11 protein-coding genes are annotated in these 15,110 nt (G+C 48.5%); all 11 read left to right on the plus strand.

Annotation, left to right across the window (positions count from 1 at the left end; all coding sequences use genetic code 11):
- Positions 1-90: 90 nt before the first annotated feature.
- A complete protein-coding gene (locus tag BFJ94_RS21815; protein ID WP_120464523.1) occupies positions 91-1,263 on the plus strand; it encodes a Gfo/Idh/MocA family protein in 1,173 nt (390 codons plus the stop codon).
- A 275-nt stretch (positions 1,264-1,538) separates the two neighbouring features.
- Positions 1,539-3,185 (plus strand): extracellular solute-binding protein, encoded by a 1,647-nt coding sequence (locus BFJ94_RS21820; RefSeq protein WP_120464524.1) that lies wholly within the window; start codon positions 1,539-1,541, stop codon positions 3,183-3,185.
- Positions 3,186-3,298: 113 nt separating this feature from the next.
- The gene (locus tag BFJ94_RS21825; RefSeq protein ID WP_120465360.1) at positions 3,299-4,156 is read left to right on the plus strand and encodes an ABC transporter permease; all 858 of its coding nucleotides are present in this window, start codon (positions 3,299-3,301) and stop codon (positions 4,154-4,156) included.
- A gap of 33 nt (positions 4,157-4,189) precedes the next feature.
- The gene (locus BFJ94_RS21830; protein ID WP_120464525.1) at positions 4,190-5,074 is read left to right on the plus strand and encodes a carbohydrate ABC transporter permease; all 885 of its coding nucleotides are present in this window, start codon (positions 4,190-4,192) and stop codon (positions 5,072-5,074) included.
- A 30-nt stretch (positions 5,075-5,104) separates the two neighbouring features.
- Entirely contained in the window at positions 5,105-6,838 is a 1,734-nt protein-coding gene (locus tag BFJ94_RS21835) for a sensor histidine kinase (RefSeq protein ID WP_120464526.1), read from the plus strand.
- A 13-nt stretch (positions 6,839-6,851) separates the two neighbouring features.
- Positions 6,852-8,540 (plus strand): response regulator, encoded by a 1,689-nt coding sequence (locus BFJ94_RS21840; RefSeq protein ID WP_120464527.1) that lies wholly within the window; start codon positions 6,852-6,854, stop codon positions 8,538-8,540.
- Positions 8,541-8,632: 92 nt separating this feature from the next.
- Positions 8,633-9,874 (plus strand): Gfo/Idh/MocA family protein, encoded by a 1,242-nt coding sequence (locus BFJ94_RS21845; protein ID WP_120464528.1) that lies wholly within the window; start codon positions 8,633-8,635, stop codon positions 9,872-9,874.
- A 975-nt stretch (positions 9,875-10,849) separates the two neighbouring features.
- Positions 10,850-11,440, plus strand: coding sequence for a hypothetical protein (locus BFJ94_RS21850; RefSeq protein ID WP_120464529.1), 591 nt, complete (start codon positions 10,850-10,852; stop codon positions 11,438-11,440).
- Positions 11,395-12,642, plus strand: coding sequence for a sensor histidine kinase (locus BFJ94_RS21855; protein WP_162944371.1), 1,248 nt, complete (start codon positions 11,395-11,397; stop codon positions 12,640-12,642). Before BFJ94_RS21850 ends, BFJ94_RS21855 begins: the two co-directional genes overlap by 46 nt.
- 55 nt (positions 12,643-12,697) lie before the next feature.
- On the plus strand, positions 12,698-13,822 hold the full coding sequence (locus tag BFJ94_RS21860) for a response regulator (RefSeq protein ID WP_120464531.1): 1,125 nt from the start codon (positions 12,698-12,700) through the stop codon (positions 13,820-13,822).
- A gap of 379 nt (positions 13,823-14,201) precedes the next feature.
- Positions 14,202-15,092: an ABC transporter permease gene (locus BFJ94_RS21865; RefSeq protein ID WP_120464532.1), complete on the plus strand. Its 891-nt coding sequence runs from the start codon at positions 14,202-14,204 to the stop codon at positions 15,090-15,092.
- Positions 15,093-15,110 lie beyond the last annotated feature (18 nt).

A 15,110-nucleotide genomic window follows, 5' to 3' on the forward strand; every position in this document is an offset into this window, starting at 1 on the left:
AAATACATCGGATTTGGGCAACAGCATCACGGTCGGTCAATTGCTATTCATTTTCCATTATATCGATTTCGTATGGGAGGCAGCGTGCAGATGAAGCAAGTAAGGCTAGGTATCATTGGTGCTAGGGGCAGAGGGACCATCGCGAGATATTGGCATAACCCGGAGGGGCGTTCGGTTGTTGTTGGAGCAGCGGATGTAAATCCGGATTTCCTGGAGGAGTTCAAGGCGGATATTAATCCGGATGCATTCGTTACTACGGATTACCGCGAGCTCATCGCCCGCGATGATATTGATGCGATTGCTGTCATGTCGCCGGATTATTGTCATGAGGAGCAGGCGATTGCAGCCTTGAAGGCGGGCAAGCATGTCTTCTGTGAGAAGCCGCTCGCGATTACGGTGGATGGCTGTGACAATATATTGAGAACCTGGAAAGAGTCGGGCAAGCATCTGATGGTCGGCTTCAATATGCGTTATATGAATATGTTCCGCACGATGAAGGAGATCGTGGATTCCGGTGTGATCGGCGAGATCAAGGCCGTCTGGGTTCGTCACTTCGTTGGCTTTGGCGGCTATTACTACTATCATGACTGGCATGCGAATTCCAAGAATACGACAGGACTGCTGCTGCAGAAGGGCTCGCATGACCTGGATGTCATCCATTGGATCACGGGTCGTTATGCGACGAAGGTCAGCGCGTTCGGCAGCTTGGACTTCTATGGCGGAGATAAACCTAACGATCTGACTTGTCCAACCTGTGATGAGCGTGAGACTTGTACGGAAGCGAGTATGAAACGACTCATTCAATGTGCGTTCCGCGAAGAGGTAAATGTCGAGGATAATAATGTGGTCATTATGGAGCTAGAGGGTGGAATTAAGGCCTCTTATCTGCAATGTCATTTTACGCCGGATTATCATCGCAACTATGTATTCATCGGTACGGAAGGCCGGATGGAGAATAGCGAGCCTGAGAATAAAGTCTATGTGAAGACGAGACGCTCGAATAATACTAGAGAATTAGCCGACCGCGTCTATCATATTAAAGAGGCTGATGGCTCCCATGGTGGCGCGGACCCGAATATTTGCAGGGACTTCATCGATATGATACTGGATGGCAAGGAACCGGTAGCCACACCAATTGCAGGCCGGATGAGCGTAGCTGTGGGCTGCGCGGCGACGGAATCGATCCGGGCCGGCGGGAAAGTCGTGCGAGTATCACCAGCTCCGGCATTTATGGAAGAAACGGCGGGTAGTGTGCAGGAATAATAGATACCCCTATAAAATATATAAAGCTGTCCTCATCGTGATGGGTACGATGTGGGGCAGCTTTTTTTGTGCCATGAAGAGAGGCTACTTCACCTCGAACGCCCAGCCTGTCCCTCCACGTGATCAACGTCCTCCCTACGCCATACCTCCCCGCTCCGGGGTCAAGATCTGTATATCGATGTCAACACAAGTATATAGAATGCATGCGGTTACATTTCTATACTTGAATTAAGCAAGCCGTAATGAATTCTAAAGAAACATAATGGAGGGGTAATATGAACAGAAAGGCTAAGATGCTTCTAGTCTTCACACTAATACTCAGCTTAGTCCTCACAGCATGTGGCAAGACCGAGGATAAGGCCAATCAGTCGAAGCAGCCGGATACTCCGGCAGCGCAGGAAGAGCAGAATACCGTGATTGAAGTATCCACCGTCGTGCCGAGTGATCCTTATTTGAAGTTTGATGAAGGCGAGACCTACGATGACAACTCGATCTATGATGCGTACGAGAAAGATATCGGGGTAAGGATTGTGAATAAATGGGTCACGGACGGTAGTCAGTTCAAAGAAAAGCTTAAAATGACGATTGCCTCCAATGATCTGCCTGATTTCTTCCCGGTCAATGCGACCCAGCTGAAGGAATTAACCGAAGCAGATATGATTATGGATTTGACAGAAGTGTATGAGAAATATGCTACGGATGAGACGAAGGAATTCTTCATGAAGGATGGCGGAATGCAGATGAAATCCGCTATGTTCGACGGCAAAATGATGGGGATTCCGAGATCGTCCAATCCATATTATCTTCAGTTCCTGTACGTCCGTACCGACTGGCTGAAGGAGCTAAATCTCCCTGAACCGAAGACGATGGATGATCTGGTGACGATTGCCGAAGCATTCGTGAAGAGAGATCCGAGCGGTAAATCCTTCGGTCTGGCGGTGAGCAAGCTGCCCTTTACGGTCGACACTGGCGTCACGGGCCTGAGAGGCTTCATGAACGGCTACCATGCCTATGAGAATATGTGGATTGAAGATGGGAACGGAAATCTGGTGAATAGTGACATCCAGCCGGAGATGAAGAACGCACTTGCTGCGCTGCAGGAAATGTTCAAAAAAGGCCTGATCGATCCGGAATTTGCCGTCAAGGATGTCGAGAAGGAATCCGAGCTGATTTATAACGACCAAATCGGTATCGTATATGGAGCTTCCTGGACGCCAGCACAGCTGGTTAAAGGGGCGGTTAAGAATGATGAGGTTGTTCAGGAATGGGGCGTATTCCCGATCCCTTCAGCAGACGGCAGCCCAGCTTTGAACCAGATTGGTCTTGGGGCGGATGAATATTATGTCGTAGCTAAGAATGCCAAGCATCCAGAAGGCGTGATCAAGCTGCTCAACCAATGGATCGCCGTTGACAACCATCCGACCGAGGAGCAGAAGGTATACGAATACGGCAAGGATCTCAAGGAGAAAGGGAATAACTATTGGCTGCTCAATCCCGTTCGCGTAGGCAACCAGACAGACAATAACGGGGTCATCCTGCCGAAGGCTATTGAGAACAGGGATGAGAGCATTCTGGAGACGAAGGATCAGCGGACTCGTTATGCCAGAGCCGTCCAATATCTCGATGGGGATAAGAGCATGTGGTGGGAATATTTGATCTCTGGTCCGAATGGCGCTTCTTCAATCATTCCGAAGGTACAGGAAGAGAAGCATTATTTGCAAAATAAATTCTACGGCGCGCCTACACCTACGATGGTGGACAGACAGGAGATTCTGCTGAAGAAACGCGATGAAATCTTCTTCAAGATCATTATGAACCAGATCTCCATCGATGAGTTCGACAAGTTCGTCGAGGAATGGAAAAAGCTTGGCGGAGATCAGATTACGAAGGAAGTTAATGAATGGTACGCCGATCATAAATAAAGGACATTCAGTATAGAGGGGTTGGGTGACTCAATCCCTCTTTCTATTCCAACGAGGTGATACGAGTGAAGACTTTAACGCGGACCTGGAGAAAAGAGTGGCCGCTACATACGATGCTGATCCCTGGACTGGCGATGCTCATCATATTCAGCTATATACCGATGGCCGGAATCATCATGGCCTTTCAGAAATATATTCCGAATCGCGGCTTGTTCGGATCGCCCTTCATCGGCTGGGCCAACTTCGAGCTGCTGATCGAATACCCGGATATTGGCCGCATCTTCTTCAACACGATCTTCATTGCCTTTATGAAGATTGTAGCCGGTCTGCTAGTACCGATTACGATGGCGATCCTGCTGAACGAGATCGGGCGGGAATGGGTAAAAAGAACTTTTCAAACCTTGGTTTACTTGCCCCACTTCCTATCCTGGGTGCTGCTTAGCGGTATTCTGATCGATGTATTGTCACCTTCCTCAGGGATCGTGAATCAGGTGCTGGGACTATTCAGTGTCAAACCGATCTTCTTCCTGGGGGATAATGCCTGGTTCCCGTATGTCATGGTGATCTCCGATGTGTGGAAGGAATTCGGGTTCGGCACGATAGTCTACCTGGCCGCACTGACCGGGATTAACCCTTCTCTCTATGAGGCGGCGGAGATCGATGGCGCAGGCCGGTTCAAGCAGACGCTGCATATCACTCTGCCGGGGATGATGCCGATTATCGTCCTGATGGTGACGCTGAATATCGGTAATGTCCTGAATGCAGGCTTCGATCAAATATTCAACCTGTACAGTCCTCAAGTATATGAAAGTGCAGACATTATCGATACTTTCGTATATCGTATGGGGATTCAGCAAGCCCAGTTTGGCTTTGCCACAGCTGTAGGATTGTTGAAGTCCGTGGTCTCCTTCATTTTTATGTCATTGTCTTACATTCTGGCTTATCGAATTGCCAACTATCGAATTTTCTAGTTCATTAGCGAATGCTTGGAAGGGAGCAGCATCATGACACACAATAAATCATGGGGCAGACGGGTGTTTCTATTCAGCAATTATTGTTTTCTCGGCTTTGTCTCCTTGCTGTGCTTAATGCCGATCATCCATATCCTGTCGATGTCATTAAGCTCCGGGGCTGCTGCGTCGGCCGGGAAGGTCATCCTGTGGCCGGTTGAATTTACGACCGCCGCTTACGAGAATGTATTCGGCAAGCCGGAGTATCTGCGTGCCTTTGCCGTATCGATCCAGAGGGTGTTGCTGGGAACTACGCTCAGTATGCTCTTGACCATTATGACCGCCTATCCGTTATCCAAGGATACGCAGCATTTTCGGTTCCGGACGGGGTATGCCTGGATCTTCGTATTCACGATTCTGTTCAACGGCGGACTGATTCCGATGTACTTGACGGTGAAATCGCTCGGTCTGATCGATTCGATCTGGGCGCTGGTACTGCCGGGTGCGGTTCAAGTATTTAACATCATTCTGCTGCTTAATTTCTATCGTAATCTGCCGAAGGAGCTGGAGGAATCCTCGCGGATTGACGGAGCAGGTCATTTCAAGACACTATGGAAAATATATGTCCCCTTGTCTCTGCCAGCGCTTGCGACTACCGGCCTATTTACGATCGTAGGTCATTGGAACAGCTGGTTTGACGGCATGCTCTATATGAACCATTCTGATAATTATCCGCTCCAAACTTTTCTGCAAACGATTATAATTAATATGGACTTCCGTTTCATCAAGGCGGAGAATGCAGAATTGATGCTGAAGCTGTCCGACCGGACCAGCCGTGCCGCGCAGATCTTCGTGGCGGCGTTCCCGATCTTGATCATTTATCCGTTTTTGCAGCGCTTTTTCATAAAAGGTATAGTGATGGGAAGTGTCAAAGAATAGCCGTGGATCCGTCGATTAGGAGAGCTAGCCATGAGAAAATTACTTCATTTCCGTGACTTTTCCATATTCAAAAAAATTATGGCTGCCTTTCTGGCTGCCTTGCTGCCGTTAATGCTGATTACATGGATTATTAACGAGCAGGGCACCGCGAGTATCCGCAAGGAAATCTCTGAATCGATGATGAACACAACCCGCTTCTATATCGATTCACTGGATCAGGAGGTTGATCGAATCTGTCGGTATTTGCCGAACTACGTGATGGATACAGACCTGATGGAGGTGGCGACCACCGGAGATGTGATGAGCGCCTATGAACGGTCAAACATGATATTAGAGATTCAGCAGCGCTTGCATCTGATGAAGGATTCCAGTCCATTCATTCAGGAAGCCAGGGCGTATGTGCCTCTCATTGAGCGAACGATATTAAGCTCGGGCTTTGAGACGAATGTCGATGATCAAGAGTATGTGGCGATGCAGCAGAGCGCTAATATGTATGATCAGCCTTTTATTTATTGGCAGAATCGTTTGTTCATCAGTATGCAATACCCTGTGAGTACGGCCAGAGCGCCGCTTTTTATCGTTAGTATAGAGCTGTCAACGAATAAAATTGTTGAGAAGCTGGCGCAGATCACTAGCTCCCGCGAGGGACAGACCGCGATGCTGCGCATGGATGAGCCGTGGTCCTTAGTAAGTGGCTCCAACACAGGACTGCTGGAAGCGATGAAGCAGCTAGCGACGGAGAAGCAGGAGCTGCAGGTGCAAGAGGGCTATGAGACGATTAATTTTGATGGGCAGCGGTATTTGACGATCTACCACTATTCCGAGCTCTGGAATTCGTACTTGGTATCGAGTGTTCCAGAGTCGACGATCCTGGGCCCGATTCAGAAGTACCGGATCTGGTTCTGGTGTGCGGCGGTGCTCGCGGTCTGTATCGTTCTTTTCTTCTCTTATTCATTAAGGCGGTTAATCTATCGTCCGTTGATGCGGCTCATTCATTCGTTCCGGCGGGTACAGCAGAATAAGCTGGAATTCATTGCGATTGATCGTGGAGAGGATGAGTTCGGCTATCTGTATCATGCCTTTAATAATACGGTCCGCTCCTTGAAGACGCTGATTGAGGAGAATTATGAGCAGCAGATTCGTAGTCAGCGGTCTGAGCTTAAGCGTCTGCAGTCGCAGATTAACCCGCATTTTTTATATAACTGCTTCTTTGTGCTCTGTCGGTTAATTAAATCCGATCACCAGAAGGAGAAGGCTTATCAGTTCTGCCTTTATATCGGGCAGTATTTTCAATTTATAACCCGCAATACCGAGGATGATATTTCGCTTAGTGTGGAGATGGAACATTCACGGACTTATGTGGAAATGCAGCGGATATGCTATGGGGATCGGATCGAAGTGGAGTTCGATGCTCGTGTTCCTGATATGACGGTGCCGCGTCTTATTTTACAGCCGATTATTGAGAATGCTTATGTGCACGCTCTGGGGAACCTGAGGAGTCAGGGGATGCTTCGGGTCTATGGGGAACAGTTGGATGATTCATTCGTTCTGTATGTGGAGGATAATGGTGACGGTCTGAGTGATGCTGAGATCCAGCAGCTTGCTGGGCGCTTGGCGAAGCCGCATTATACGTTCGAGGAGACGACAGGATTGATCAATGTTCATCGCAGATTACAGCTGCGATACGGCGAGGAGTATGGAATCAAGGTTTCACGTTCCGAATTAGGTGGCCTACAGGTGACGATTCAATTAAGAATGAGCTAGAGGGGGAAATGGCATGTACCGGTTGTTAATCGTCGATGATCTTCCCATCATAGTGGATGGCCTTCTCGAATTATTCGAGCAGACCAAGCATTTGGAGCTTGAGCTGTATAGAGCGTATTCCGGGGAGGAGGCTCTGGATGTTTTGAAAGCGCATTCGATCGATATCGTGATCTCGGATATCAAGATGCCTGGTCTTGAAGGGATCGAGCTGCTGCGTGAGATCAAGGCCTATTGGCCGTCCTGCAAGGTTATTTTCCTGTCGGCCTATAATGATTTCCAGTATGCCAGGAGCGCGATTACCTATGGCGGATTTGAATATATCTTGAAGATCGAAAGTGATGATAAAATCATTCATTCGGTGGAAAGGGCTATCGCCAAGCTGGAGGAAGAGGCCAAGGAGAGGGCGATTGTAGCGAAGGCTCACAGGAATATGAGGATAGCTATGCCATCTCTGCAGAAGGAGGTTGTGCTTGAACTGCTGAAGGGCAGACAGCTTAACCCGGCCCAACTCCAGCGTATGCTGGATGATGTGCGCATTCCACTTGAAGCGGAGCAGCCGGTATATATGCTGCTTGGCAGGATTGAGGAATGGAAGGAAGGCTTGACGGTTCAGGATAAGGCCCTATATATCTATGCATTCAAAAATATCAGCGATGAATATTTGACATCCCGGGTACGAGGCTATTCCTGCTGCTACGATCATAATAGAATCATCTGGCTGATTCAGCCGGTGCGTGAGGTTGTCGATGCATCCAATGAGCCCTGCATGGACTGGATGAGAGCGCATCGCGAGACGAAGCAACTGATCTCGGTCATTCAGCAGAGCTGCCAGAGAATCCTGGGCTTGAGCGCTTCCTTTGTGCTCAGTCCGAAGAGTACGGGCTGGAATGAATTATCCCAGTGCTTCCATACGCTAAAATATGATTTTGCTTACCACCGGGACGGAATAAAGGAGAATGAATCAACGGCGGCGGATTTGACAGATATGAACATGAACGGTGCCAGATCCCAGATGCAGAGTCATGATTCTTTCTATCATGCTCGTGTCCAACTGCTTATGTCTTGCCTGGAGAATAATCATCAGGAGCAATTCAGTGAGCTCTATATTGAACTGGTCTCGGTCTGGAGGGATGACTCGGCGATCTATGAGCGCAAGATCGAGTTATATCACTCTTTGTCTGCGGTCTACCTGTTCTATTTCAGTAAGTATCCGGAGGTGCGAGATTATCTGAATACGCTGCTCGATCTGGATCAGCTGTTCCAGCCGCCGCATCATATATCCTGGGCAGAGCTTGATCATTATTTCTGGCAGATGGCGGAGTATATCTTTGAATGGAATGCTACGAAGGGCGATGATTCACCTGCGGAGGTTGTGGCGATGATTCATCATTATATTGAGAGGAATATTGCTGCGGATACGTCCCTGAACGCTCTGGCCGATTATGTGGGGCTGAACCCTTCTTATTTATCAAGACTGTATAAACAGATTACCGGAGTGGGATTGTCCAAATATATTAATGATTATCGTACAGTGGCCGCCAAGTCCATGCTCTTGAACTCATCGAAAAAGGTCGGCGAGGTGGCCACTGCCTTAGGCTATAACTCTGCCTTGGCTTTCATTCGCTTCTTCAAACGGCAAAGTGGAATGACGCCGCTGGAATATCGAATGCTTGGATCAGAGGCGCAGCAGCAAAGTCAATAAGTGTATATGAATATATAATCTTATCTATTTATCCTCGGTCAGGTCCGTTACTACAATATGAGTGAGCGGTGAACTATCGAGGAGGAATAGACGTGAAGACAATTACAGCTGTCTTACTGGGGGCTGGAAGCCGGGGGCGCTTCATCTATGGACCCTATGCCGAGAAATTTCCGAATGAGCTTCAATTTGTGGCGGTCGCTGAACCGAATGCCGAGCGGCGGGAGCAATTTGCCAGCATTCACAAGATCGCCGATCCATATGTATTCGACACCTGGGAGAAGGTATTCGAGCATGGCAAGCTGGCTGATGTGATGATCATCAGTACGCTCGATCGCGAGCATTATGAACCAGCCATGAGGGCGATGGCACTGGGTTATCATATTCTGCTGGAGAAACCGATGTCGCCTTCGCAGGAGGAGTGCATTCAGTTGGAGCGAGCCTCACATGATTACCAGAGATTACTTATCGTGAGCCATGTGCTGCGCTATGCGCCATTCTGGTCAGGAATCAAACGCTGCATCGATGACAGGGAATTGGGGACGGTAGCTACGATTCAACTGACGGAGAATGTGGGCTATCTTCATATGGCTCACAGCTATGTGCGGGGCAACTGGAGAAATTCGGAGGAGTCCAGCCCGATGATCCTGGCCAAGTCCTGCCATGATCTGGATCTGATCTCCTGGCTGATGGACGAGAAATGCACCAGTGTCAGCTCCTATGGCTCGTTGCTGCATTTCCGGAGGGAGAACGCTCCTGCTGGCTCAACGGATCGCTGCATCGATCTGTGTGCGGTGGAGAAGGAATGCCCGTTCTCAGCGATGAAGATGTATATTCAGCCACCGGAGCATCCATGGGCACGCTATATGACTGATGATTTATCCCAGGAGGGCATCCTGAAGGCGATCAAGGAAGGGCCGTTCGGGCGCTGTGTATACCGCTGCGATAACAATGTCGTAGATCATCAGATCGTGAATATGGAATTTGCCAACGGTGCGAATGCTTCCTTCATCATGTCCGGGTTGACGAAGAGCGGCACGAGACGGGTACAGCTTATGGGAACCCGCGGGGAGATTATCGGGGATATGGATGAAGGTAAATTTACTTTGTATCGTTACGCGACCGGGGAGAAGGTTGAAATCGAATGCAGTGTCGCTGGCGATGGTCATGGAGGCGGAGATGAGCGCATGATCAGCTCCTTCCTCAAGCATGTTCACGCCTTCGAGCATGAGCCGGATTTTGGCCTGACCTCAGCGACGGCCTCTCTGCAGAGCCATCTGATAGCCTTTGCCGCAGAGCAGTCGCGGCTAAATGGCGGGCAGCCGGTGCTGATCTAGCTTTGATAGCCGAGCCGAGCTTCAGGTGATCACCTGAAGCTCGGCTTTTTCGTGCTGCGCCCAACCTCACGAAGCACACATAAGTGCATATATGCAACTAAATTGCTCCATTATCCTCACTACCTGGCAAATAGATGCTATTGTGCAACTATTCGAACGGATTTCCTCCTAATCGAGGCTAAAACCAGTAAATAGTTGTATATTTGCAGGTATTTCCAAATTTCCAGATGGTTTTCCGAGTATAGTTGTATTTTTGCAGTTATTCAACTGGTTTCAGCACCACGCTAGCCAAAGCACCTCATTCAGCACCAAGTACCACTTAGCGCGAGGCAGATCGCATCCTTACCCCGTTCTCACTGCAAGGTGGATTACCCGAATAGAGTGAGAAATTTAACGATATGAAGTAAGTGGAAGTTGGATCGATGCAATATTTGCAGGAAAACGGAGCAAGTCCGTGAAATCATACTATTTTCTGGCGGAAATAATAAATGAAAACGTTTTTGAACGCTAAGGAATATGTTGTATGATAAATAGTAAGTTGAGATGTTAGCGGAAAGTTGTCGAGTGAATTACAAACGTTTGCACAAGCTGCTACGCACAAGTTACTGAAGATAAGTGTACTGAGCTTCCTAAGTGGAGAGTGCTGGAGCTTACTGAGCGGAGGTAGGTCTACTGGGTTTCCTAAGTGAGGATAGGTCTACTGAGCTCCTCAAGTGAAGATAGGCGTACCGGAACTTCCCAAGTGGAGATAGGTCTGCCAGAGCTTACTAAGTGAAAGTTAATTGTGCCGAAGCTTTGCAGTCTTTGTGCGTAGTGCGTTGCGCCGTGGCAGTATGTTCAAGTTATAAGGAGCCACCAAGGCAAAAGGTGATAGAGAGGGGGAGGGCGCTTGCGAACAGAATTCCAGGCCAGATATGAAAGCGCTTCAAATCGGAACGGAGTGGCAGAGCTTCAGCATATAGAGAGGATCATGGAATGAGGCGGCTTCGTCTTGGGTTTTATTTCAAGGATTTGTTCAAGGTCCGAGCGTTGAAGCAAAGGCTGATATTCGTCGTCGTCATTGAGACGATTGTAATCCTGCTAATTCTGGCGGTGGTGTCTTATGAGGCGATCCATTCGATCGAGAAGAATAAATTGAAGACCTCTATGGTGATCGATCTGCAGCAGCTGACGGACAAGATGGAGGAGAGCTATAAAAATATGGCGCAGGTCTCCCAGCAAATGTCGCCGGATGGAACGGTAGGCTCTTTGTTGGGCGATTATTTTCAAGAGAACTCGAATTTTGAGAAGTATCAATTGGGGCGCAGATCGCGGATAATCTCGTTAAAATTACTTTTTCGAACAGCAATCTCATTTGCAGAACCTACTTCGATCCGAAGACGGGGAAGAGCTACTTCTATGATTTTCTGCCCTATGAGAACTTCTCACCCGATGATTTCAAGGTCCTCGGCAGAAACGGGACCTTCGCCTTCCATAGCCTGCATCCGTCCAGCATTAAGCGGCTGGGGAAGCATCAGGTATTGTCTGTATCACGCAGTATTATGCTGGAGGATGAGCGGGAGCTGATCATCTATATCGAATCCCGCCTGGAGGCGGAGGCAGTCATTCATAATTTATCCAATTCACAGAATATGAATTATGTCCTGCTGCAGCTTGATGCGGATCACCGTATCCAGTATTCCAGCAGTGAGGATTTTGCCGTAGGGCAGAAATTCCAGCTGCGGGATGAGGAGCAGATCAGCGCCGGATATTTCGGCAAAGCGGATAAATACTTGGGCGTCCGACTGAATACAGAGCTGGGATTCAACAATATTCTGCTGCTGCCGTCAGTGGACTATAATCGCGAGCTCTACGCCTGGATTCGGAATGTGGCCGGCGTATTACTGCTGGCTTTGCTCGTATTCGTGGCTTCCTTTGTCCTGTTATCCCGGTTGATCTATACGCCACTGGCTATCTTCTCGAAGGAGATGAAGAAGCTGGGGCGGGGCGATCTGAATGAAGTGTCCGTACAGAGCGGAGTCATGGAATTCGATGCGCTGTTCAAGCAATTCAACAATATGAAGAAGCAAATTCAGGGGCTGCTGCTGGATACGGAAAAGATCTCTCAGGAGAAGCATAAGCTGGAAATTGAGAAAATCTATTATCAGATTAATCCCCACTTCCTGATGAACTCACTCCATTCCATTCACTGGATGGCGAAGATGCACGGGCAGGATGATATCGAGACTTTCATCACAGAACTGAATTATATTCTTGCCTACAGCCTCGATAAGATCGATAAGCAGGCTACTTTACGGACGGAAATCCGAATGCTGCAGGCTTACTTGAAATTGCAGAAGATGCGCTATGACTTCGAAGTGGAGGTCAACATTGAGGAAGGGGATTATCTGGATACGCCTACGGCGCGGATGATTCTGCAGCCGATCGCCGAGAATGCACTCCATCATGGGCTAGGGGAGGAGGGCTGCCTGAAGATAGGCATGTACCCTTCCGTCAACCATAATGCGATATGCATTACCTTTGAGGATAACGGCAAAGGGCTGAGCCGAGAGGAGCTCGATCGTATCCGCCAAGTCTTGCAGCATAGCCCCTCTGGGGATCACAAAATCGATGGCATCGGCCTACGCTATGTGCGTTATATGCTGGAGTCATTTTATGGGGATAATGCCGTAATTACAATTGAGAGCGAGCTTGACCGGGGAACGAGAGTGAAGTTGATCTTGCCGATAGATCGTGAGAAATTGATGCTTAGCTTTCAGCAGAAATAATGAGGTAGATCCGTATAGAAGGAGAACATTATAGCCGAAAAGGGGAGAAGATCGGATGTATCGTGTGTTGATCGTAGATGATGACCGTCTGGCCCGCAAGGGGATTATCTCGATGCTACCATGGGAGAAATATGGCATGGTTGTGGCTGGCGAGGCTCAGAACGGAGCGAAGGCGCTGGAATTTCTGCAGAATCATCCCGTGGATTTACTATTTGTTGACATAGATATGCCGGTAATGGGCGGAATTTCCTTGATGGAGAAATGTCATCTTCTCTATCCTCATCTGTTGTTCATTGTGTTGACTTTTCATGAGGAATTCCATTATGCCCAATCTGCGCTGCGCATCGGAGCGATCGATTATATATCGAAGCTGGAGATGGAGAGCACGGACTGTGATGAACTTTTGCACAGAATCAGCCAGAAGGTGGAGAGCATATTGAAGCTTCCGACTGCTGGGGCTCATACAGCTGAGGAAGGCCATCCAAGCGGCGACGCAGACAATCGGGACAATTCAGATCATCCGGACAATCAGCAGGCACCGGAGCAGTTTAATATGAAGGAATGGGAGTATCTTGTCGGGAAGTGGAATCAGATGTATTGGCTCTACGATGATACCACCTTCAGAGAGCTGTGCAAAGGAACGCGGGCGCTGAATATTTCCGTATGGAGAGCAGCGCAGGTTCTGCTCCATCTGACAAGCGTGGCTGAGGAGAGCATCGGTACTGTGCAGAAAAGTGTCCAAGAGTACAGTGATCTGGATGAATTTATCGACTGGATCGTTTCCTTCCGGGAGGCGCTCTATAGACAGGCGGCTGCGGAGAGTAGCCTGGACAATATCCAGCTCTGCATTTTGAAGGCGGTGATATACATTAAGCAGAATCTGGGGGGCAAGCTGCATGGCGAGGAGGTAGCGAGGATCGTCAAGCTAAGTCGGAGTTATTTTTCCATCAGTTTCAAGAAGTATACCGGAATGTCCTTCAATGAATTCGTGCGTGAGGAACGGATCAGAAGGGCGCAAATCCTGCTGGTCAAGCGGGATGATCTGGTGGCTGATATCGCTCAGGAGATCGGTTATGAGGATGTCAATTATTTCATCCGGGTATTCTGCGAGATCACCGGTATGACGCCGGGAGAATACAGGAAGCATCATGGCGGGAGGCAGAAGCTGATGAGGGCCTAGCTGCCTTTTACGGACTATAAATGACTGGAGATTGGACTGCTGCGGAAGCTAACGAAGGTTAGTTTGGCGGTGGTCCTTTTTTGGCTTGTTCGGGTCTGAATCTGGAGAGATGTTCGCTATGAAAAAAGAGGATCTGGACTATTGTTCTGTCATTCGAGGATAGGAATGCTACTTAGCGGCCGAGGCATGAATGTGCCAGCTGCGAATCAGACGATTCGTTGATTTGTAGCCAACAGCTCTCTATACGGGGGAGCGAAACTTGAATGGTATAGTTGTTTTGTAATAAGAAAACGCTGTCATAGATTCGATGCAACTTTGAAGTTGGGAGCGATTTTCTTGAAAGCGCCATTAATCTATGTGAAGGGAAGAACAGAATGATATGTACAGTAAAAAGAATATAAAGCACTATTGGCTCATGATGGCACCAGGATATATTTGGCTTACTCTATTCAGCATAGTTCCCATGTTTGGAATCGTGATGGCATTTCAAGATTTCAATCCGGCTTTAGGGATATTCAAATCGCCTTGGATCGGACTTGAGAACTTCCGCTACATGTTCAGTATGGATGATATCACCCAAGTGTTCATCAATACGATCGTCATCGCCGTCGGAAAATTGATCGGGAATTTGATCATTCCGCTGATCTTCGCGCTGATGCTGCATGAATTGACGATCAAGAAGCTCGTCAGACCGATTCAAACTCTGGTGTACCTGCCATATTTCCTGTCCTGGGTTATTCTCGGCAGCATCGTGCTGAATATCTTCGGGGTGGATGGTCCTGTCAATAGTCTTCTCAGCGTGTTCGGTGTAGAGCCTATCGTCTTCTTCGGCCGTGAGGATCTATTCAGACCTCTAGTCATCGGCTCGGATATATGGAAAGGGTTCGGCTATAATGCCGTTATTTACTTGGCTGCGCTGACCTCCATCGATCCGTCTCTGCATGAAGCGGCAGCTATCGATGGTGCAGGCCGATTCAAAAGGTTGATTCATATTACGCTTCCAGGTATTAAGACAACCGTGATCCTATTGGCAATTCTTTCTCTCGGGAATGTGCTTAATGCAGGCTTTGACCAAATCTATAACCTGTACAATCCGCTGGTCTATTCCACCGGGGATATTATCGATACCTGGGTGTACCGGGCCGGTCTGGTAGAACTTCAGTTTAGTCTCGCTACTGCGGTAGGGCTGCTGAAATCCGTCGTCAGCTTTATTCTGATCGTGACCAGCTACGCCTTGGCGGACAAATTTACAGGCTACAAAATCTTTTAAGTGGTTAAATACTCATTC

The organism is Paenibacillus aceti, from assembly GCF_003614185.1.
GTDB classification, from domain to species: Bacteria; Bacillota; Bacilli; order Paenibacillales; family Paenibacillaceae; genus Fontibacillus; species Fontibacillus aceti.